General features: G+C 71.5%; 21 protein-coding genes. 12 read left to right on the top strand and 9 right to left on the bottom strand.

Translation table 11 applies throughout. The features are described from left to right. Positions 1 to 38: 38 nt before the first annotated feature. The 6 genes from ACWEGE_RS23775 (at position 39) to ACWEGE_RS23750 (ending at position 5,089) form a co-directional block, all read left to right on the top strand. Entirely contained in the window at positions 39 to 818 is a 780-nt protein-coding gene (locus tag ACWEGE_RS23775; protein ID WP_364258629.1) for an enoyl-CoA hydratase/isomerase family protein, read from the top strand. Positions 819 to 822: 4 nt separating this feature from the next. After that, positions 823 to 1,788: a class I SAM-dependent methyltransferase gene (locus ACWEGE_RS23770; RefSeq protein ID WP_449662629.1), complete on the top strand. Its 966-nt coding sequence runs from the start codon at positions 823 to 825 to the stop codon at positions 1,786 to 1,788. Position 1,789: 1 nt separating this feature from the next. Then, positions 1,790 to 2,956 (top strand): THUMP-like domain-containing protein, encoded by a 1,167-nt coding sequence (locus ACWEGE_RS23765; protein WP_449662628.1) that lies wholly within the window; start codon positions 1,790 to 1,792, stop codon positions 2,954 to 2,956. A gap of 81 nt (positions 2,957 to 3,037) precedes the next feature. Beyond that, positions 3,038 to 3,802 carry an HAD family acid phosphatase gene (locus tag ACWEGE_RS23760; RefSeq protein WP_449662627.1) on the top strand — a complete coding sequence of 255 codons (765 nt, stop codon included), beginning with the start codon at positions 3,038 to 3,040 and terminating at the stop codon, positions 3,800 to 3,802. 62 nt (positions 3,803 to 3,864) lie between these two features. Then, positions 3,865 to 4,242, top strand: a complete 378-nt coding sequence (locus tag ACWEGE_RS23755; RefSeq protein WP_449662626.1) for a DUF427 domain-containing protein — start codon at positions 3,865 to 3,867, stop codon at positions 4,240 to 4,242. Further along, positions 4,217 to 5,089, top strand: coding sequence for a LysR family transcriptional regulator (locus ACWEGE_RS23750; RefSeq protein ID WP_449662723.1), 873 nt, complete (start codon positions 4,217 to 4,219; stop codon positions 5,087 to 5,089). The genes ACWEGE_RS23755 and ACWEGE_RS23750 overlap by 26 nt, the downstream gene beginning before the upstream one ends. Before the next feature lies 1 nt (position 5,090). On the opposite strand, the gene ACWEGE_RS23745 is transcribed toward ACWEGE_RS23750, so the two are convergent. Both ACWEGE_RS23745 and ACWEGE_RS23740 read right to left on the bottom strand, forming a co-directional pair. Continuing rightward, positions 5,091 to 6,047, bottom strand: coding sequence for a chitinase (locus tag ACWEGE_RS23745; protein WP_449662625.1), 957 nt, complete (start codon positions 6,045 to 6,047; stop codon positions 5,091 to 5,093). 100 nt (positions 6,048 to 6,147) lie between these two features. Beyond that, positions 6,148 to 6,822: a DUF2306 domain-containing protein gene (locus tag ACWEGE_RS23740; RefSeq protein WP_449662624.1), complete on the bottom strand. Its 675-nt coding sequence runs from the start codon at positions 6,820 to 6,822 to the stop codon at positions 6,148 to 6,150. A 137-nt stretch (positions 6,823 to 6,959) separates the two neighbouring features. Here ACWEGE_RS23740 and ACWEGE_RS23735 point away from each other — a divergent pair, with 137 nt between their 5' ends. Both ACWEGE_RS23735 and ACWEGE_RS23730 read left to right on the top strand, forming a co-directional pair. Further along, positions 6,960 to 7,847, top strand: coding sequence for a TetR/AcrR family transcriptional regulator C-terminal domain-containing protein (locus ACWEGE_RS23735; RefSeq protein WP_449662623.1), 888 nt, complete (start codon positions 6,960 to 6,962; stop codon positions 7,845 to 7,847). Between the two features lie 10 nt (positions 7,848 to 7,857). After that, complete coding sequence (locus ACWEGE_RS23730; RefSeq protein ID WP_449662622.1) at positions 7,858 to 8,376, top strand: GNAT family N-acetyltransferase; 519 nt, start codon at positions 7,858 to 7,860, stop codon at positions 8,374 to 8,376. A 566-nt stretch (positions 8,377 to 8,942) separates the two neighbouring features. On the opposite strand, the gene ACWEGE_RS23725 is transcribed toward ACWEGE_RS23730, so the two are convergent. From ACWEGE_RS23725 to ACWEGE_RS23710, 4 genes are read right to left on the bottom strand one after another with little or no spacing between them, the layout of a single operon-like run. Beyond that, entirely contained in the window at positions 8,943 to 10,397 is a 1,455-nt protein-coding gene (locus ACWEGE_RS23725; protein WP_449662621.1) for an FAD-dependent monooxygenase, read from the bottom strand. A 10-nt stretch (positions 10,398 to 10,407) separates the two neighbouring features. Continuing rightward, positions 10,408 to 10,983 (bottom strand): PadR family transcriptional regulator, encoded by a 576-nt coding sequence (locus ACWEGE_RS23720; RefSeq protein WP_449662620.1) that lies wholly within the window; start codon positions 10,981 to 10,983, stop codon positions 10,408 to 10,410. A gap of 41 nt (positions 10,984 to 11,024) precedes the next feature. Then, positions 11,025 to 11,453: a MarR family winged helix-turn-helix transcriptional regulator gene (locus ACWEGE_RS23715; protein WP_449662619.1), complete on the bottom strand. Its 429-nt coding sequence runs from the start codon at positions 11,451 to 11,453 to the stop codon at positions 11,025 to 11,027. Positions 11,454 to 11,503: 50 nt separating this feature from the next. Further along, entirely contained in the window at positions 11,504 to 12,277 is a 774-nt protein-coding gene (locus ACWEGE_RS23710; RefSeq protein WP_449662618.1) for a maleylpyruvate isomerase family mycothiol-dependent enzyme, read from the bottom strand. Between the two features lie 214 nt (positions 12,278 to 12,491). Between ACWEGE_RS23710 and ACWEGE_RS23705 the strand changes: the two genes are divergently transcribed. Further along, the gene (locus ACWEGE_RS23705) at positions 12,492 to 13,325 is read left to right on the top strand and encodes an aldo/keto reductase (protein WP_449662617.1); all 834 of its coding nucleotides are present in this window, start codon (positions 12,492 to 12,494) and stop codon (positions 13,323 to 13,325) included. On the opposite strand, the gene ACWEGE_RS23700 is transcribed toward ACWEGE_RS23705, so the two are convergent. From ACWEGE_RS23700 to ACWEGE_RS23690, 3 genes are all read right to left on the bottom strand, one after another. Beyond that, complete coding sequence (locus ACWEGE_RS23700; RefSeq protein ID WP_449662616.1) at positions 13,247 to 14,689, bottom strand: FAD-dependent monooxygenase; 1,443 nt, start codon at positions 14,687 to 14,689, stop codon at positions 13,247 to 13,249. The genes ACWEGE_RS23705 and ACWEGE_RS23700 overlap by 79 nt on opposite strands. A gap of 207 nt (positions 14,690 to 14,896) precedes the next feature. Beyond that, a complete protein-coding gene (locus tag ACWEGE_RS23695; protein WP_449662722.1) occupies positions 14,897 to 15,997 on the bottom strand; it encodes a C40 family peptidase in 1,101 nt (366 codons plus the stop codon). A 74-nt stretch (positions 15,998 to 16,071) separates the two neighbouring features. After that, positions 16,072 to 17,034 carry a nucleoside hydrolase gene (locus ACWEGE_RS23690; protein WP_449662615.1) on the bottom strand — a complete coding sequence of 321 codons (963 nt, stop codon included), beginning with the start codon at positions 17,032 to 17,034 and terminating at the stop codon, positions 16,072 to 16,074. Positions 17,035 to 17,086: 52 nt separating this feature from the next. On the opposite strand from ACWEGE_RS23690, the gene ACWEGE_RS23685 reads away from it, so the two are divergent. The 3 genes from ACWEGE_RS23685 to ACWEGE_RS23675 all read left to right on the top strand — a co-directional run bounded on the left by ACWEGE_RS23685 (position 17,087) and on the right by ACWEGE_RS23675 (position 19,778). Then, entirely contained in the window at positions 17,087 to 17,842 is a 756-nt protein-coding gene (locus tag ACWEGE_RS23685; protein WP_003058890.1) for an acyltransferase, read from the top strand. A 44-nt stretch (positions 17,843 to 17,886) separates the two neighbouring features. Beyond that, positions 17,887 to 18,267 carry a hypothetical protein gene (locus ACWEGE_RS23680; RefSeq protein ID WP_449662614.1) on the top strand — a complete coding sequence of 127 codons (381 nt, stop codon included), beginning with the start codon at positions 17,887 to 17,889 and terminating at the stop codon, positions 18,265 to 18,267. Positions 18,268 to 18,383: 116 nt separating this feature from the next. Further along, complete coding sequence (locus ACWEGE_RS23675; protein WP_449662613.1) at positions 18,384 to 19,778, top strand: alpha/beta fold hydrolase; 1,395 nt, start codon at positions 18,384 to 18,386, stop codon at positions 19,776 to 19,778. The last annotated feature ends 4 nt before the right edge of the window (positions 19,779 to 19,782 follow it).

Raw genomic sequence — 19,782 nt, 5'->3', positions numbered from 1 at the left:
GGTAGCCTGCTGGCAGTCCGTCAACGAGGAGGAGTGACGTGGGAGAGTTCGTAACCCTCGAGGTGAAGGACGGGGTCGGCACCATCCGGCTCGACCGCCCGCCGGTCAACGCCCTGAACGCCCAGGTCACCGCCGAGCTCGCCGAGCTGGCGAAGGAAGCCACCGAGCGCGACGACGTCCGCGCGGTGATCCTCTACGGCGGCGAGAAGACCTTCGCGGGCGGCGCGGACATCAAGGAGATGGCCACCCGCACGTACCCGGAGATCGCCAAGTTCGGCGCGAACCTCACCGGCACCCTCGCGGCCATCGCGAACATCCCGAAGCCGGTCGTCGCGGCCATCACCGGATACGCCCTCGGCGGCGGCCTGGAGCTGGCCCTGACCGCGGACTGGCGCGTCGCCGGTGACAACGTCAAGGTCGGCCAGCCCGAGATCCAGCTCGGCGTCATCCCCGGCGCGGGCGGCACCCAGCGCCTGGCCCGGCTGATCGGCCCGAGCAAGACCAAGGACATCGTCTACACCGGACGGTTCGTCAAGGCCGAAGAGGCCCTGCAGCTGGGGATCGTCGACCAGGTCGTCGCCCCGGACGACGTCTACGCGGCCGCGCACAAGTGGGCCGCCCAGTTCGCGAACGGCCCCGCCGTGGCGCTGCGCGCGGCGAAGGCGGCCATCGACGGCGGCCTCGACATGGACCTCCCGAACGCCCTCAAGCTCGAATCGCACCTGTTCGCCGCCCTCTGGGCGACCCAAGACCAGCAGAACGGCATGAAGTCGTTCATCGAAAACGGGCCCGGCAAGGCCACTTTCGAAGGGAAATGACGCCTTGACCGACGTGAACGACCCGGCGCCGAACCCGCACGCCACCGCCGAAGAGGTCCAGGCGGCCTACGCCGACCCGAAGCTGGCGAACGTGCTCTACCACGACTGGGAAGCCGGCACCTACGACGAGAAGTGGTCGATCTCGTACGACGAGCGCTGCATCTCCTACGCCACCGATGTGTTCAACGCGGTCGCGGGCGAGGACGGCCAGCCCTACCAGCACGCGGTGGAGCTGGGCAGCGGCACCGGCTTCTTCCTGCTGAACCTGATGCAGGGCGGCGTCGCCAAGAAGGGCTCGGTCACCGACCTCTCGCCCGGCATGGTCCAGGTCGCGCTGCGCAACGCCGAGAAGCTCGGCCTCGACGTCGACGGCCGGGTCGCCGACGCCGAGCGCATCCCGTACGACGACAACACGTTCGACCTGGTGGTCGGGCACGCGGTGCTGCACCACATCCCGGACGTGCAGGCGGCCTTCCGCGAGGTGCTGCGCGTGCTCAAGCCGGGCGGCCGGTTCGTCTTCGCGGGCGAGCCGACGAAGATCGGTGACTTCTACGCCCGCAAGCTCGGCCAGTTCACCTGGTTCCTGACCACCCGCGTGACGAAGCTGCCGGTGCTGAGCGGCTGGCGGCGGCCGCAGTCCGAACTGGACGAGTCCTCGCGCGCCGCCGCGCTGGAGGCCGTGGTCGACATCCACACCTTCGACCCGTCGGAGCTGGAGTCGTGGGCGCGCGGGGCCGGCGCCCAGGACGTCCGCGCGGTCACCGAGGAGTTCGCGGCCGCGCTGGCCGGCTGGCCGATCCGGACGTTCGAGGCCGCGGTGCCGTCGGAGAAGCTGACCGTGCGCTGGCGGCTGTTCGCCTACCACCTGTGGCTGCGGCTGTCCGCCGTGGACAAGAAGGTGCTGTCGAAGATCCTGCCGCGGGAGCTGTTCTACAACGTCATGATCACCGGGACCAAGCGGCCGTCCTGAGTTGGGTTATTCGTTCAGCCTCGGCGACGTCGCCCACCTGCGTTCCGGCGCGGGGGCGGCGGCGCTCGCCGAGGTATCGGCGCTGCCGCTGACCGACCCGATCGCGTCCGTGGCCGCCGTCCGCCGCCTCGTGGGCGAAGAGCACGCGGCCGCCGTCCTGGAAACCGTGCTGCTGCGGCGGAAAGCCGCCGGAAAGCTGTCCGGTGTGGACTGGCTGTTCACCTCCGACGCCCTTCAGCAGGCGAGTGCGTCGGTCGTGGCGCGGCACCGGGCCCGGCGGCTGGCGGGTCTCGACGTCCACGACGTCACCTGCTCGGTCGGTGCCGACCTCGTCGAAATCGCCCGGGTGGCGCGATCCGCGCTCGGGTCCGATCTGGACCCGGTGCGGCTGGAAATGGCCCGCCACAACGGGACCGCGGCGGGCGTCGCGTTCGGGCTCGCCCGTGCCGACGCGCTGCACCCGGCGAGCCGGTCCGGGGTCGTCGTCGCCGATCCGGCCCGGCGTGACTCCGCCGGGCGGCGGGCGTGGAAACCCGCCGACTTCGCCCCGCCCCTGGACGGGCTGGTCGAGGCCTACCCGGGACGTCCGCTCGCGATCAAGTGCGCTCCCGGTCTCGACTTCGCGCTCACGCCGTGGGCCGAAGAGGTCGAGCTGGTTTCCCTGGACGGCCAGGTGCGCGAATCCTGCCTCTGGCGCGGCCTCGGCACCGGCGTCACCCGCCGGGCGACCGTGCTGCGGTCCGACGGGACACAGTGGACGGTCACCGACGCCGAACCGGACGAACTGCCCACAAGGGGCCCGGGGGAGTGGATCGTCGACCCCGACGGTGCCGTCGTGCGCGCCGGGCTCGTCCGGCACTACGCGGCGCGGCACGGGTTGTGGCAGCTGGACGAACGCATCGCGTACCTGACCGGTGACACCCCGCCGCCGGGCGTGCGGGCGTTCCGCGTCCTGGAGCACGGGCCGTACACCGAGAAGGCGCTGAAGGCCGTCCTCAAGCGACACGACGTCGGGCGGCTGGAAATCCTGGTGCGGGGTCTCGACGTCGATCCGGACGCGCTGCGGCGGCGGCTGAAACCGCGTGGCGCGGCGGAGGCGTCGGTGGTGCTGACGCGGATCGGCCGCTCGCCCGTGGCGTTCCTGTGCCGCGCCGAACGAATCACGTGAACGGAAACTTTCGAGGGGTGGAACTCCCGGTGAACGTGACGTAGGTTCCCCGGGTCGTCAAGTTCTGCTGGAGGGTTCGCCGTGTCCGGAAAATGGTCAGGTCTCGTCAAGCTCGCCGCCGCCGCGGCCATCGGCGCCACCGTCGCCTCGGGAGCCACCGCGCTGGCCGGCTCCGACGAATCGACCGCCGCCCGCTCGAAGGAGCCGGCCAACATCGGCCAGGTCAAGCTCGACGTCAAGGCCTACTACGGCGACTACGTCGACGCCGCCGGCAAGCACCACTACTCCGACACCAGCCGGTTCGTGAAGGACACCACGCGGATCGTCGCCGACGCGAAGCGCTCTCTGCAGCAGTCGCTGGGCCGGGTGAAGAACCCGGCGATCGTGCTCGACGTCGACGACACCTCCGAGGTCACCTACGGCTGGGAGGCCGACAACGACTTCGGCTTCGACCCGGTCAAGCAGCAGCAGGCCATCGACAACGGCACGTTCGTGGCGAACAAGCCGGTGCTGGAGCTGGCCAACTGGGCGGCGCAGCACGGCGTCAAGGTGTACTTCCTGACCGGCCGCAACGAGTTCCAGGGCCCGCAGTCGCTGAAGAACCTGGCCAACGAGGGCTACCCGGCCCCGGCCGGCGCGTTCTTCAAGCCGAAGACGACCGCGCCGGACTACCTGCCGTGCGGGCTGACCTGCACCACCGTCCAGTACAAGTCGGGCACGCGGGCGCACATCGAGGCGACCGGCGCGAAGATCGTGCTCAACCTCGGCGACCAGTTCAGCGACCTCGAGGGCGGTTACGCGCTGCGTCCGGTCAAGCTGCCGAACCCGATGTACTACCTGCCCTGAGGTGGAATAACCGCCGGGCCCGGCGTGCTGCTCCCTGTACACAGGAGTCATAGGGAGCTGACATGGCGAAGAAGGTTCTGCAGCCGGGCCCGGACCACCCGATCACCGTCGAGCCGACCAAGGCCCGCGTGGTGGTCAAGGCGGGCGGGCGCGTCATCGCGGACAGCCGCAACGCTTTCACCCTGCAGGAATCCACCTACCCGGCGGTCCAGTACATCCCGCTGGCCGACGTCGAAGCGGGTGTGCTGGAGCGGACCGACCACGAGACGTACTGCCCCTACAAGGGCGAAGCGAGCTACTACAGCCTCAACGCCGGTGACGTGCGGGCCGAGAACGCGGTCTGGACGTACGAGAAGCCGTACGACGCGGTCGCGCCGATCAAGGACCACGTCGCGTTCTACCCGAACGTGGTCGATTCGATCGACCTGGTCGAGGACTGAGCTGGACCTCGACCTGCTGCGCACGTTCCTGGCCGTCCACCGGGCCGGCTCGCTGACCGGTGCGGCACCGTCGCTGGGCCTGTCCCAGCCGACGGTGACCGCGCAGGTCAGGGCCCTGGAGGAGCAGCTGGGCCGGCAGCTGTTCGTCCGGTGCGCCCGCGGTGTCACCCCCACGTCGGCCGCCGACGAGCTGGCGGCCCGGATCGCGCCGCACATCGACGCGCTGACCTCCGTGGCCGCCGGTGAGGCCGAGCCATTCGCCGCGCCGGTGCACCTGGCCGGACCCGCCGAGCTGACGACCGCGCGGGTCCTGCCCGCGCTGGCGGACCTGGTCGGGCGCGGGCTCGAGCTGCGCGTGAGTTTCGGCCTGGCCGACGACCTCCTGGCGGGTCTCGCGCAGCGGCGCTTCGACCTGGTGGTCTCGACGATCCGGCCCCGCGGCCGCGGCTTCACGGCCACCCCGCTGACCGACGAGGAGTTCGTCCTGGTCGGCCCTCGCGGCTTCGAGGGTGATCCCCGCACGGCGCCGCTGGTGGCCTACGCCGAAGACCTGCCGATCATCCGCCGCTACTGGCGTTCGGTCCTGGGCGCCCCACCGCCGGCGGGCCCCGCCGTCGTCGTCCCGGACCTGCGCGCGGTCCTGGCCTGCGTGCGGGCGGGTTTCGGCGTCAGCGTGCTGCCGCGGTACCTCTGCGCGGCCGAGCTGGCGTCGGGGGACCTGGAAGCGCTGCTGGAGCCGGAGGAGCCGCCGATCAACACGCTGTTCGTGGTCAGCCGGACCGAGCCGTGCCGGGCGGGGCCCGCGGCGGTGCGGGACGCACTGCTCGCGGACGCCGCCCGGTGGTGACTCAGCCGGTGTAGCCGGCGAAGATCTTCGCGAACTCGTACTTCGACTGGGGCACGTTGGTGCACTTGTAGAGCGCCCCGGTGCACGCGTTGGCGTCCCGGCCCTGCTCCCAGAAGGACAGCATGCCGAGGTGGACCGTCTTCGCGAAGGCCACCAGCGCCTTGGCGTCCTTCTGGTAGAAGATCTCGTTCTGCGAGTCGTTGACGCCGATCATCGGGGTCACGCCGACCTTCTTCCACGCTGCCGCGTCGCCGAGCCCGTAGAGCGACTTGAGCTGCGCCTGCGTGGCCTTGGCCGCCGAAATGGCCTTCGCGCCCTGGTCGCCGGCGCCCTGGTAGTAGTCCATGGCCATGATGTTCACGAGATCCAGGTTCACCCCGGCGTTCTTCGCGGCCTTGACGACGTTGAGCCCGTCCGCGGTCAGGCCGTCCGGCAGCACCGGCAGGGTCAGCGAGATCTTCAGGCCGGGGTTGTTGTCCTGCAACGTCTTCAGTGCCTGGGAGCGGCGCGCGATCGACGTCGGGTCCGCGACGGCCGCGCCTTCGATGTCGAAGTCGGCGTATTTGAGGCCGTACGCCTTGACGACGGCGTCGTACTCGGCCGCGACCTGCGCGGACGTGCTGCACGCCTGGGCCAGCTCGATGCCGGACGCGCCGCCGAAGGAGATCTTGACGTCCCCGCCCGCGTTGCGGATCTTCGCGATCTCCTCCTTCTGCCAGGCCGTGCGCGGGTCGTAGGCACCGAACCAGCTGGCCTTGCAGCCGTAGGAGTTGACGAACGCGAGCGTGAAGCCCTTGACGCCGCTCGCGGCCGACATCGCCGACAGGCTGGGGGTCGGCCAGGCGCCCATGTCGACGTAGGGACCGACCGGGATCGGGGAGCCGGCCGCCGCGGCGGCGACCCCGTTGCTCAGCAGGGCGGCGCCGGCCAGGGCGGCCAGCAGGGACTTCAGGCGCATGGGAAACCTCCACGACTGAGAGCGCGGCGGCGGAAAGTTGTCCCCATTGGTATAGACCATTTACCGTGGTGTGGACCATCGGCCGAACGGGCTACCCCGGTCACACCGCGCGACGGCGTCCCCGGCTCAGCCACCACTCGGCGGCCAGCAGGGGCAGCACCCAGCCGGTCCACGTCGTGATCCCGGCGATCGCCTGGCCCAGTGCGACTTCGCTGCCGCCGAACGTGGTGTCCAGCTGCGGCGTCAGCACGATCGCCCAGAGCACGCCCCAGATCCGGTTGCTGATGATCGACATGCAGAGCGCGAAGCTGCGGATCATCCAGCGGCGGTGCTCGCCGAACCGGCGGGCCCGCGCGGTCCGGTAGCCCTGCACGGTGCAGCCGAACCAGAGGGTCGCGAGCAGGACGTTCGACACGGCCCCGACCGGACCGAACGGCGCCGCGAGCGCGATGGCGAACCCGGCGACCGACGCCGGGATCGCGCCGGCGAAGACGTAGACGCGCCCGGTGCGGCGGTGCGCCGCCGGGTGCTTCTGCCGCAGCCACGGCCAGATCTGCAGCGCGCAGGTCACCATGGCAACGGTCGCGAAGCCGATGTGCGTGACCAGCACCGGGTAGTACCAGCCGGTGGGGGCGGGGATGCGCGACCGCGCGGGATCGAGCCCGAGGTAGGGCGGCAGTGAGAAGACCAGGAAGGCCGTGACGAGCAGCCCCAGCGGGAACACCCACGGGCGGCGCACCCACGGCTTCGGGTGGCGGACTTCGGTCGTCGTCATGGTTCCCCCTGCTTTCTTACGGTGTATCCGAACCGTATTTCCGGGGTTCGTGCGCGGCAATCATTGCTGCTGACATTGGGGGAGTACCCTGAAACCGTTCTAGGTCCGGTGGGCAAGTGTTCTAGTACGGAGTGGTCGTGGCCGAAGCGCCTTACCTGCGGATCGCGGCGGACCTGCGCCGCCGGATCACCGCGGGCGAGCTGCGGCCGGGCGACCGTGTCCCGTCGACGCGTGCGCTGGTCCGCGAGTGGGGCGTCGCGATGGCGACGGCGGCGAAGGCCCTGTCCGCGCTGGGCGAGCAGGGCTGGGTGCGCGCGGTACCGGGCAGCGGCACGGTCGTCGCCGACCGCGCGCCGGTCAAGCCGCCGCTGGGCCGAGACGCGCTGGTCCGCGCGGCCATCGCGCTGGCCGACACCGAAGGCCTGGCGGCGCTGTCGATGCGGCGGCTGGCGGCCGAGCTGGGCGTCGGTCCGATGGCGCTGTACCGGCACGTGCCGGACAAGGACGAGCTGCTCCGCCTGATGGCCGACGTCGCGCTCGGGGAGGCGGAGCTGCCGGAGCCGGGCCCGGCCCGGTGGCGGCCCCGGCTGGAGGCAGCGGCGCGCGCGCAGTGGGCGGCGTACCGCCGTCACCCGTGGCTGGCGCCGATCCTGCTCAACTCCCTGGTCCGCCCGCCGGTGCTGGCGGCGGGCTTGCGCCTGGTCGACTGGTCACTGCGAGCCTTGGCCGGAACGGGCCTGAAGCGGCGCGTGAAGCTGCAGGTGATCATGACGCTGAACGGCTGGGTGGGCGGCCTGGCGGCGAGCAACGCGTTCGAGGTCCAGGCGGAGCAGGACACGGGCATCACGGGCGACCAGCGCCTGGCGGCGGACATGGCGCTGCTGACCGGATTCCTCGAGTCGGGCCGGTTCCCGACGCTGGCCGAGGTGATGACCGGCGTCGAGAACGTGGATCTCGACGAGGCGTTCGAGTTCGGCCTGCAGCGCCAGCTCGACGGGATCGCCGTGCTGCTGGACCGCCACTAGACTGGCGGCGGTGCTGATCACCACGGAGAGGCTCACGCTGCACGCGTGGACCGAAGACCGTTTCGACGACTTGTTCGCGCTGGCCCAGCTGCCCGAGACGGTCCGTTACGTGGGAACGGGAGAGCCGTGGAGCCACGAGTACACGCTGGCCAAACACCGCGCGACACTGGCGCACTGGGCGTCGCACGGCTTCGGCTGGTTCGCGGTATCGGCGGCTCCGGATTCGTTCGACGGAGTGGTCTCGTTGGTGCGGCGCACGGCAACAGAGTCGGGCCTGGGCCGTCCGGCGGTGGAGATGGGCTGGTGGATAGCGCCATCGTGCTGGGGTCGCGGGTACGCAACGGAAGCGACGACGGCGGTGCGGGACAAGGCATTCGAGTCGGGCTGGGCAGAGCGGTTGCTGGCGGTGTACGAGCCGGTGAACAAGTCCTCGGCCCGGGTGGTCGAAAAGCTGGGATTTTCCTTGCACAGAAAGTTCGTGCTCGACGGACGGGTGGAGCAGCGAGCGGTCCTGGAACGGCCGCACTGAGCCGGTTTTCCACAATGGCGCCGAGGTGTGGACAACCGGGCCACGGGGCGGTCGTTCTCAAGGATTTGTCGGACCTGGCCGATAGACTGGAATCGGGGGGCGCCCCCGAGGGAGGCGGTTTCTCGAGGTGGTTGCAACCACCTGAGTGTTCAGGAGTTGCGTCGTGTCCGGACGGGCTCGTGACCGTGCCCTAGCCTGCTTGTCCCGGGTCCGGGGCGGCGTGGTCGGGGGGTTTGCCTGCCGGGCGGCCGGCTTGCTTTGGCCTGGTGGATGACGGTGTCGGTAGACGCGAAGCGGCCCGGCGGGTGGGGATCAACTACCGGACCGCGAAACGCCGGCGCGCCGAGGCAGCCCAAGCCGCGACGACACCGGTGGTGCCGGTCGCGGTTTCTGGGCCTGGCCGAGCGGATCGTGATCGCCGGCCGGGCGGTGGACCGGGCCCAAGGCCGGCAAGCCGACCGCGGGCCCGGGGTTGTGGGCGATCGTCGAGGAGGGGCTGGATGTCCGGTGGAGTCCGCCGCAGGATGCGACGTCGCTCCGAACGGCGGAGGGCCCGAGCGCCGGAGTCAGGCGGATGCCGGAACCGGAACGTCACCCACCCATCGGTGCACCGCCTCCGCCAGCCCGGCATCACCCGAGCCGGGCGTGCCCACCCAGGCGACGTGCCCGTCCGGCCGCAGCAGCACCGCATCGACGTCCGAAGTGGACGGGCTCGAAGCCGCCACCACCTCCAGCCCCGCCGACCACGCGGTGAACGATCCCGAAGGAGTCAGGTCCAGCAGAACCGGCCGCCCGTCGTGCAGCAACGCCGCCAGATGCGTCTCCGCTCCCGAAACCCGCAGCGGCACGTCCGGAGCCAGCCGCCCCAGCCAAGCGTGTCCGCCCGGCTCGTAACACGCGTCCAATCCCGTGATGATCTCCGCCAGCGCCCGGTTCCCCGCCGGGTGCGCCGCCACCCGCCGCATCAGGTCCGCCCACGGCTCCGAATCGGCTTCCTCCAAGGCCACCTGTGCCCGCGTGTTCGTCAGGATCCGCGCGCCCGCCGCGTGCCGCTCGTCGTGGTACGTGTCCAGAAGGCCCTCTGGTGCCGTCCCCCGCACTGTCGCCGCCAGCTTCCAGCCCAGGTTGAACGCGTCGTCGAGCGCGACGTTCACCCCGATCGCGCCCGCCGGCGGGTGGATGTGGGCCGCGTCGCCCGCCAAGAGCACCCGGCCTTCGCGGTACCGCGACGCCAGGCGCGCCGCATCGCCGAAGCGGCTCAGCCAGCGGGGCGCGCGCAGCTCGACGTGGCGGCCCAGCACCGCGTCCACCTGGGCCTGCAACCTCTCCAGCGTCACCGGGGTGTCCTTGTCCGACGGCGGGTCGTCCTCGCGCACCACGATCCGGACGTACCCCGGTCGCGGGATCACGAACACACTCCGCCCGTCCGGCCCCGACGAAGGCCCGTACGGCAGCTCGCATTCGACGTCGCCGAGCAGCGCGTACCAGCGCGCGTCGACGCCGGGGAAACCGATGCCCGCCTGCTTGCGCACCGTGCTGCGGCCGCCGTCGCAGCCGACCAGGTAGCGGGACCGGATCGTCCGGCCGAAGCGTCCATTGTGGACCACCGTGGCGACCTCGTCCGCGGACTGGGTGAACGAGCGAAGATCGTGGCCGCGCAGGATTTCGACGCCCAGTTCGAGTGCCCGCGCCTCCAGCACCTCTTCGACGCGCGTCTGCGGGATGCCCAGCGAGAACGGGTGGTCCGTCGCCGCGCCGTCGAGCAGGAGCGGGCCGGGCAGGCCGGTGGCCGGGGCGTGCGGCACCCGGTGTCCCTCGGCCACCAGCCCCTCGGCCAAGCCGCGGCGGGCCAGCAGGTCCAGCGCCCGCGCGTTCAGGTTGAAGCCGCGGCAGTACGGCGGCTGCTCCGGCAGGCGCTCGACGATCGTGGTGCGGACGCCGGCCAGTGCGAGCTCCGCGGCGAGCAGCAGACCGGCGGGGCCGGCGCCGGCGACGAGGACGTCGGTTTCGAAATCGGACACGGTTTTCCCCTCAGAAGTTTTCGGGCCACGGCAGGGAGCCGGACCGGATTTCGGCGGCCGTGCTGCGCGCCCAGTCGAGCTCGGCGCGCCAGGCGTGCCGGACGAACTCGACCTCGATCATGAACAGCCGCGGCGCGCCCTTGCCGACCGTTTCGGCCAAGGCCGAGTCGGCGCCGTCGATGCGTTCGGCGAGGTGGCGGGCGCGTTCCTCCAGCGCGTCGGCGGCGCGCTCCGGGCCGAGCGCGCCGAGGTAGCTCACCGCCGCGACGAACTTCGGGTACTCCGCGACCGGTTCGCGGACGAGCTCGTCGAGCCAGGCGACGAATTCCTGGCGGCCGAGTTCGGTGTGCGCGTAGACCGTCCGCTCCGGCCGGTTGCCGTCCCGGACCGTCTCGACGGGCTCGATCCAGCGATGCTTCGCCAGGGACTCCACGGTGTCGTAGAGCGATCCCGGGTTGATCTTGAACGTCGAGCCCTTGTGGCGCTCGCGCAGCGTGGACGCCATTTCGTACGGGTGCATCGGGCGTTCCAGCAGCAGGCCGAGCAGGGCCAGGGCCAGGGTGTTGCGGATTTTGCGTGGCGCCAACAGTCGCTCCCTATTAGTCGGAACCGACTATACGACCGTCGTCAAGCCAGGTTGCCGACGCAGGTCCGCAGGAGATCGGCCAGGTAGCGCCGCTGGTCGGCCGACAACGTGCCGAGCATCTGCGCTTCGACCTGGGCGACCAGCTCTTCGGCCGCGTCGAGCCGAGCGCGCCCCGACGGCGTCAGTGTCACCGGCCGCGCCCGGCCGGTGCTCGCCTGCTCGGCGACGGTGACCAGTCCGGCCGACTGCAGGCCGCCCAGGACGTCCCGCAGCGACTGCCGCGTGACGAAGGTGATCCGCGCGAGCTCGGCCGACGACGCGCCGGGGTGGTCGTCGAGCGCGCGCAGCACGGCGTACTGCGACATCGACAGTCCCAGCGGGCGCAGCCGGTCGGTGCAGGCCTGGTGCAGGGCCTGCTGGGCGCGTTTGAGCAGGTAGCCGGGCCGGTCGCCGGTCGGGGCTTGACTCATGACAGGAGCCTTACACATTTTCCCGGCCACCACCATCGACGCCGGCCGCCCTAGAAGCGCGTATTCTCCCGCCAGTGCTGGAACAGCGCCGCGTCCCCGGACACGGTGAGCCGGGGATCGTCCGCGGCGATGCGGAGGGTCAGCGCGAGCAGCAGGTCGACAGCGCGGCCCTCGACGACGACGTCGGGCTCCGAAGCCGTTTCCCGGCTCACCTCGACCCCCGACGGCGTCCGCCGGACCAGCCAGGAGACGTCGGGGTCGGTGGCGTGGAACAGCAGCGTCTCACCGGCGCCGCGCAGCGACGCCCGGTCCAGCGCCGGGTGCGGTTGCCGCGCGAAGACGGCCACCAGGTCCAGTCCCTCGGAAATCCCGTCTGCGGCGAGGTCGGCATCGACGTCGTACGCCGTGCCCGTCGCGAAGGCGGCGTCCGCGCGGTGGACGACCGTCTCGTGGGTCAGCCGCCGCGTCCAGAACCCGGCGCGCCGATCCGGAGTCCACGTCGACGTCGGGGTCTCGGGGCCGACTTCGACCACCACGGCGACAAGGCGCTCCGCGCCGTCGCGCAGCCAGCCGCCCAGTGCCTCGAAGGCAGGCGGGTCGTCGATCGTGACGGCCTCGAACGGCACGTAACCGGTGGGCCGGCTCGCGATGATCGCAGCGGACTTGTGGTAGGCGACGCCGACGTGGCAGGTCAGGTCCCGCAGTGTCCACTCCGGACACGTCGGGACGCGCACATCCGGGGCGGCGCCCGCGATCGCCGTCCCGAACCGGTCGGCTTCGGCGACGAGGGCGGCGGCCAGCTGGTCGTGGCTCAAGGACTTCACCTCGCCACCGTAGGTCAGGCGACGGCGGCCGTGGGGTCATGATCGGCTGCCCCGAAGCCGGCCTTCGAGCACCTGGACAGACGTCTCGCAGAGGTCCAGGATCCTTGGCGTGGCCGGTGCCCGGCCCGTGCGATCACCCGCCGGGTGAGCACGGACCTGCCCGGCACCTGGACACTCGGCGACCTGACGGTCAACCGGATCGGGCTTCGGCGCGATGCGGTTGCCGCAAAACGGCCAGGCGTTCGCCGCCGACGCCGTCCCGCGCGATCGCGACCAGGCGATCGCCGTGCTGCGCCGGGCCGTCGAGCTGGGCGTGAACCACATCGACACCGCCGCGTTCCACTTCTCGCGGCCGCGGTCGGCCAACGAGCTGATCAACCGCGCGCTGGCGCCGCACCCGGACGACCTGGTCATCGCCACCAAGGTCGGCCCGGCCCGCGACCCGGGCGGCGACTGGCTGCCCCTGGCCCGCCCGGAGCAGCTGCGCGGGCAACCTGCGCCAGCTCGGCCGCGACCACCTGGACGTGGTCAACCTGCGCGCGTCGCCGGGGTGATCCGGCACCTCGGGATCTCCAACGCGCGGCCCGCGCACCTCGCCCAGGCGCAGGCGATCGCGCCGGTGGTGTGCGTCCAGAACGCCTACGGCCTCGGCTACCGCCGCGAGCAGGACGCGTTCGTCGACACCTGCGGGGAGCAGGGCATCGCGTTCGTGCCGTTTTTTTCGCAATCGCCGGCGCCGGACGCGAGGCGGGCGCCGGCGGCGACGAGCACGAGGAGGTGCTCGCCACCGCCCGGGCGCACGGGGCGAGCCCGGCGCAGGTGTGGCTCGCGTCGACGCTGCGGCGGGGACCGAACGTGCTGGTCATCCCCGGTACCGGGACCCCTGGTCATTTGGAGGACAACGGCGCCGCCGGCGGTCTTCGGCTCGCGGCGGACGAGCTCGTCCGCCTCGACGCCGTGCACCGGGCGTCACCGGAGAGGTGAGCCGAACCAGCGGGCGAGGTGGTCGTCCAGGTCCCGTTGGTCGTCGCCGACCCAGGCGACGTGACCGTCGGGGCGCAGCAGGACGGCCGCAACGTCCAGGGCCGCGGCCGGGTCCGCGAGGAGGTCGACCCGGTCCGACCAGCCACCGGCCGTCAGGCGTCCGGTGCGGTCCAGCAGCAGCCCGCGTCCCCGGTGCAGCCGGTCGTAGAGGCGGCCCTGGTCCACGTCGATGTCACGCAGGCGGCGGCCGAGCAGGTCGGGGCCGTTGCCGAAATCGTACCGAAGGTCGATCGCGGTGATCTTCCCGATCAGCCGCCGGTTCACCTCGTCGATGTCCATCAGTTCGGCGAGCAGCCGCCGCACGGCCCGCGGGCCCGGTCCGGGCGACGACAGCTCCATCTGGGCCCGGGTGTTGTCCAGGACGGCCTCGGCGACCGGACGGCGTTCGACCTCGTAAGTGTCCAGAAGCGGGTCCGGTGCCCAGCCGCGGATCTGCGCCGCCAGTTTCCAGCCGAGGTTGAACGCGTCCTGGACACCCAGGTTGAGGCCCTGGCCGCCGGTCGGCGGGTGGATGTGCGCGGCGTCCCCGGCCAGCAGCACGCGCCCGGTCCGGTACCGCTCCGCGAGCCGGGTGGCGTCACCGAACCGGGACAGCCAGCGCGGGGAGTGCACCCCGAAGTCGGTCCCGGCGATCGCCCGCAGCTGTTGCCGGAAATCGTCCAGGGTCGGCGGCGCCGCGCGATCGCCGACACCGGCGGCGGGGACGACGACGCTGTAGACGTCGCCGCCGAAGGGCCGCAGCCAGAACGGCCGGTGGTTCTCGCCGACCTCCCGCACCTTGGCGTCGACCTCCGCCGGCGGCGCGCTCACTTCCATTTCGCCCATCAGCGTCTCGGTCCGCGACGGCTCGCCGGGGAAGCCGATGCCGCTCAGCTTCCGGACCGTGCTGCGCCCGCCGTCGCAGCCGACGAGGTAGCGCGCCCGCAGCCGGCCGCCATCCGCCAGCTCGACGGTCACGCCGTCGTCGTCTTGCTCGAAATCGACCACTGCCGCGCCGTGCCGGACCTCGGCGCCCAGGTGGACCGCGTGTTCTTCGAGGAGCCGGACGATGACCGGCTGCGGGATTCCCAGCAGGTAGGCGTGCGCGGAGTCGAGGTCCGGGGGAACCGGCGCCGGAATGGCGGCGAAGAACCCGCCGGCCGGACGCTGCCGCCCGTGCGCGAGGAGGCGGTCGAGCAGGCCGCGCATGGCCATCAGCTCGAGGCTGCGGATGTGCAGCCCGACGATGCGGACGAACGACACGGGCTCGGTGTCCTGTTCGAGGACGAGGACCCGCACGTCGTGCAGCCGCAGCTCGGCGGCCAGCGTCGCACCGGTGGGCCCGCAGCCGGCGATGATCACGTCGAACGGAGGGGGCGAAGAGTCCATGGTGGTGCCTTTCGGGAGTGCCCTGAGGTCGAGGCGCTCCCGGCGACACCTACGTCATCCGCCCGGCCGTGACTCAAGGGGGAGCACCCACGTCGATCCAGCGTTCATGGGTCTCACCTCCTCGGGCGGTGTCACGGTCCCCGGCAAGCTACAAGCCGGCGCGGCAGGCGTCCAATCCTTTTGTCGCCTGCGCGACCACGCCCTGGATCAGGCCGTCGGGCGGCCCGCTCCCGCGTAGTCGTCGCCGTCCCGCCGGTACGAGTGGACCTGGACCGCCTGGCCGGTCTGCGGCGCGTCGATCATCTGCTGGTTGCCGATGTAGAGACCGACGTGGTGGATCTTCGTCGCCGGCTCGCCGTAGAAGATCAGATCGCCCAGCTCGGGGTCGGTCACGTGCGGCACGCTGCGGAACTGCGTGTCGGCCGTGCGCATCAGCTTGATGCCCGCGCTCCCGTACGCCGCCGTCGTCAGGCCCGAGCAGTCGAAGCCCGGGTCGTTGCCGCCGGTGCCGTTGCCGCCCCAGATGTAGGGCAGGCCGATCTTGTCGATCGCGAAGTTCACCGCGCTCAGCACCGCCGGGTTCGGCGCCGCCGAGCCCTGGCCCACCGTGCCGTAGACGTTCACCGTCGCCAGCGTCCGGTGCAGGAACAGCGGCGCCGCCTGCAGCGTGCTGACCGAGTTCCACCACGTCTGGCCCTGGGACAGGTCGTGGCCGTCGGCGCACAGCGCGCGGCCCGTGGTCAAAGCGGCGTCGTCGATATTTTGGACATCGGGTTTCCCGCCGGACGCGCTCGCCTGGTACTTGCTCCAGATCGCCGGGGCCAGCTGCATCGGCCCGGCGGCGTTAGCCGTCGAGACGACCTTGCTGTAGAAGTCGCGCACCTCGATCGTGGCGAGCGGCTTGTCGAGGACGCCGGTGGTGCCGAACTGCCCGCCCTGGACCCGGCCGTGGTCCGTGGTCACTTTTCCGACCGCGGCCAGCGTGACCCAGGAAAGGTGACACCCGGGGATGTCCTTGCTCAGCTTCGTCGTGGCCTTCGCGTAGCCGACCATCGCGCGCAGCGGGATGTCGAGCCACTGGCTGGTCTTGGACGCCCAGGCGTCGAACTCACTGGCTTCGGGCACCTTCGGCGGCGTCGAAGTCTGCGGCGGGGCGGTCGGGGGCTTGGACGGCTGCGGCGACGCCGGCTTCGGCGAGGTCTGTGTCGCCGTCGCGGCGGCGTTCGTGGTCTCCTGCTGCTTCGGCGCGAGCAGGATGCCGGCGACCAGGGCGCCCGCGACGACGACCACCGCCGCGATCACGACCACGGGCTTCCGGCGGCGCGGTGAAGGCGACTCGGACGGTTCGGGTGTTTCGGCCGGGACGATCTCGGGCTTCTCGCTCACCGGGCCGCTCCGGTGAGCCGGTCGAGGACGAAACCGCGCAGGCCGTCGAGGTCGGTGTCCATCGCCACCTCGATCGGACGGCCGGGGGAGAACTGCGGATCGTCCTCGCCGAGCCGCCGCCGGTCGACCAGGGTCTGGCCGCGCGCCGGGCCGAGGCCGCAGTCGACGTCGACCCGGTAGGTCTCGGTGTGCAGGATGCCCGGCGAAATCGCTTCGGCGACCGCGACGGCGTCGTGCATGACCATCCGGTCTTCGCCGAACACGCGCGTGTAGTGCTGCCGGTAGGTCGACGTCAGTCCTTCGAGGGTGGCGCCGACGGGCCCCGACGACGCGAGCTTCGCCAGCCACTCGCCGTCGACGGCGCAGCGGTGCGTGAGGTCCAGCGGGACCAGCACGACCGGGACGTCCTCCTCGACCAGCACCCGCCGGGCCGCCTCGGGGTCGCTCCAGATGTTGAACTCGGCGGCGGTCGTGCTGTTGCCGAACGTCACGCCGCCGCCCATGATCACCAGCCGCGCGATCTTCGCCGCCGCGCCCGGGTGGGCCGCGAGCAGCGCGGCGATGTTCGTCAGCGGTCCGATCGGGGCGATGGTCACCGGTTCGCCGGCGGTTTCGAGGAGGTCGAGCATCAGCCGGACGGCGTCCCGCTCCTCCAGCGGACGGCTCGCTTCGGGCAGCGTGTAGGAGTGGCCCGACAGGCCGTCGCCCCCGTGGACCTCTTTCGCGTCCCGCGGCTTGGAGTAGACGAGCGGCCGCGCCGCCCCGGCGGCCACCGGCACGTCGTCGCGGCCGAACAGCTGCAGCAGGCGGCGCGCGTTCGACGTCGTGCGGTCGAGGGGGACGTTGCCGAAAACCGACGTCACGCCCAGCAGGTCGACGTCCGGGGACAGTGCTGCCAGCGCGATCGCCAGCGCGTCGTCGACGCCCGGGTCGGTGTCGATGATCAGCTTCGTGCCCATCCCGCTCCCCTTGCCTGCGAACCCGTCCCGCACACAGGTTACGGTCACGGGCATGACGTCGATGTGGGGTGCGCCCGCGCTGTCGCGGGTGCGGGCCTGGCGCCGTGCCCGGCAGGACCCGCGGCAGGCCAAGTTCCTGACCGCCGACTCGCTGCGCTGGGTGCTGCGCAACCGCGCGTACACGCCCTGGTACCTGGTCCGGTACTACCGGCTGCTCAAGTTCCGGCTCGCCAACCCGCACATCATCCTGCGGGGGATGCTCTTCCTCGGGAAGGACGTCGAGATCCACTGCCGCCCCGGCTACGGGCGGCTGGAGATCGGCCGCTGGGTCCACATCGGCGACGGCAACGCCATCCGCTGCCACGAAGGCTCGCTGCGCATCGGCGACAAGTCCGTGTTCGGCCGCCAGAACGTGATCAACTGCTACCTCGACATCGAGCTCGGCGCGGCCACCCTGGTCGCCGACTGGGTGTACATCTGTGACTTCGATCACGTCATTTCGGACATCCACGTGCCGATCAAGGACCAGGGCATAGTGAAGTCGCCGGTCCGGATCGGCCCGGACACCTGGCTCGGCACCAAGGTCAGCGTGCTGAAGGGCACCCGCATCGGCCGCGGCAGCGTGCTCGGCGCGCACGCGGTCGTCCGTGGTGACATTCCGGACTACTCGATCGCGGTCGGTGCGCCGGCCCGCGTGGTCCGCAACCGCGAAGACGACTACGCGGCCGACGCCGCCCGTCGTGAGGCCGTCGCGGACATGGCCCGGAAGGCGAACAAGGCCCTGCAGAAAACGCTCGGAGAGCAGTAGTACTACTCAAGCGGCATGGTCTGTTTTCGCGACATAGTCGTCGCATGGGGGAGTACCGCCAGGTCGTCGTGTCCACCCTGCTGCGGCTGGGCGCGTTCGTGTGGCTGATCGTCGTTCCGCTGATGTTTCTCGATGGCGCGGTGATTGCGTATGGCATCGGGCTGGCGCCCGGTAGTCCCGCCGCGGCGAGTTCGACCTTCACGGGGGCGAGCTGGCTGGGCGCCGGCATCCCGATCGTGGGTCTGGTCGTTTCCGCGGCCACGCGGCGCCGGCGCTGGATCTGGTTCTACGGGGTCGGTGTCGTCGTGGTCGTCGTGGTGGTGGGCGTCAGGTGGGCCCAGGCCCACCCGGGGCCGCCGCCGGCCCCGGAGCCGATCGGCTGCGTCGAGCACAGCGGCGGCGGCAACGAGTGCCCTGGTGACTGACCTGCGGTTCCTTCCGATGGTCGGAAATCGGCCACGCGCGTTGTCCGGCCGTTCGGCGGCGATCGTCGGCTGATCGGCCGATCTCCGCGGGACCCCGGCCCGGCAGCCTGAGGCGCATGTCGATCACCCGGTTCGCCGTCCCGCTGCTCGCCGCCGCGGCGCTGCTGCCCGTCGCCCCCGCGGTCGCCGCCGCGGACGGCCTCGCCTGGCAGCTCTGCGCCGCCGTCGCGAAGGGCTGGGACCCCGATGACCATCGCACCGAGTGCGCGCTGGTCCCGGTCCCGGTGGACTACGCCGACCCCGGTGGCCGGAAAATCGACATCGCCGTCAGCCGGATCCGGGCGACCGGCACGCGGACCGGCGCGGTGCTGCTGAACCCGGGCGGTCCGGGCCAGTCCGGTCTCAGCATGCCCGGCAGCATCGCCGACAGCCACGCCGGCGGCCTCGGCGTCCACCACGACCTCGTCGGGTTCGACCCGCGCGGCGTCGGCTACAGCGCCGACCTGCCGTGCCCGGCCGAGCTACCCGAGCCCGGCGTCTCCGACAAGGAGAAGGCCCGCGAAGCGGCCGAACGGTTCGCCGCGGCGAACCGCAAGTGCGTCGCGGCCGACCCGGCGTTCGTCCGGAATCTGACCACGCCGACGATCGCCCGCGACCTGGACCGCATCCGCGTCGCGCTCGGCGAGGACAAGATCGGCTACTACGGCGTCTCGTGGGGGACCGCGCTCGGCGCCCAGTACCGGTCGCTCTTCGACGACCACGTCGACCGGATGCTGCTCGACTCCGTCATGCCGCCGGACTTCAGCGTCACCGCGATGGACGACGGCCAGGCGACCGCGGGTGAGAACACCTTCCACGACTTCGCGGCCTGGATCGCCAGGTACGACGCCGTTTACCGATTCGGGACCACCGAGCCCGAAGTCGCGAAGGCCCTGCTCGCCCTGCGGGACGAGTACGGCGCCAGCGTCAACGACATGCTCGCCAACCCGCGTCGCGAATGGGCCGGCCTGGCGAAGCAGCTCGCCGCCATCCGCGACGGCGGGACACCCGTTGCCGGAAAACCGGCGAAGAGCGGCTTGGGCTGGGACGGCGAGCCGCACGCGTTCAACCACTTCCAGCAGACGGCGCTGCTCTGCACCGAGTCACCGAGCCCGCGCGACTTCGAGACCGTCTGGCAGCACCGCCTCGACCGAGTGAAACGCCTCCCGGTCGCGGGCGGCTACGGCTTCTACGAACAGCTCTGCGTCGGCTGGCCCCTGGCCGCCCGGCCGTGGATGTTCGAAAAAGGGACAAGCCCGCTGCAGCTCGTCGGCCACCTCTACGAGCCGGTCACCCCGATCGGCTGGGCCATCGCGATGCGCGAGCGGATCGGCGGCACGCTGATGACCGTCGAGGACGACGTCCACGGCTCGCTGTCGTCGCTGCCCTGCGCCGACGCCGTGGTCACTTTCTTCGACACGGGCAGGACGACGTCGGCGTCGTGCGCCGGAGCGCCGATCCCGGCGCCGTGAGCGC

This window comes from Amycolatopsis sp. NPDC004747 (assembly GCF_053601335.1).
This window is presented reverse-complemented; position numbering and strand designations above follow the sequence as displayed.

Bases quoted from the DNA above. Each gene is read 5' to 3' on its own strand.
- ACWEGE_RS23755 (WP_449662626.1), top strand. From the start codon at position 3,865: ATGGCGAAGAAGGTTCTGCAGCCGGGCCCGGACCACCCGATCACCGTC.
- ACWEGE_RS23745 (WP_449662625.1), bottom strand. From the start codon at position 6,047: ATGCGCCTGAAGTCCCTGCTGGCCGCCCTGGCCGGCGCCGCCCTGCTG.
- ACWEGE_RS23740 (WP_449662624.1), bottom strand. From the start codon at position 6,822: ATGACGACGACCGAAGTCCGCCACCCGAAGCCGTGGGTGCGCCGCCCG.
- ACWEGE_RS23715 (WP_449662619.1), bottom strand. From the start codon at position 11,453: ATGAGTCAAGCCCCGACCGGCGACCGGCCCGGCTACCTGCTCAAACGC.
- ACWEGE_RS23705 (WP_449662617.1), top strand. From the start codon at position 12,492: ATGCGGTTGCCGCAAAACGGCCAGGCGTTCGCCGCCGACGCCGTCCCG.
- ACWEGE_RS23700 (WP_449662616.1), bottom strand. From the start codon at position 14,689: ATGGACTCTTCGCCCCCTCCGTTCGACGTGATCATCGCCGGCTGCGGG.
- ACWEGE_RS23690 (WP_449662615.1), bottom strand. From the start codon at position 17,034: ATGGGCACGAAGCTGATCATCGACACCGACCCGGGCGTCGACGACGCG.
- ACWEGE_RS23685 (WP_003058890.1), top strand. From the start codon at position 17,087: ATGACGTCGATGTGGGGTGCGCCCGCGCTGTCGCGGGTGCGGGCCTGG.
- ACWEGE_RS23680 (WP_449662614.1), top strand. From the start codon at position 17,887: ATGGGGGAGTACCGCCAGGTCGTCGTGTCCACCCTGCTGCGGCTGGGC.
- ACWEGE_RS23675 (WP_449662613.1), top strand. From the start codon at position 18,384: ATGTCGATCACCCGGTTCGCCGTCCCGCTGCTCGCCGCCGCGGCGCTG.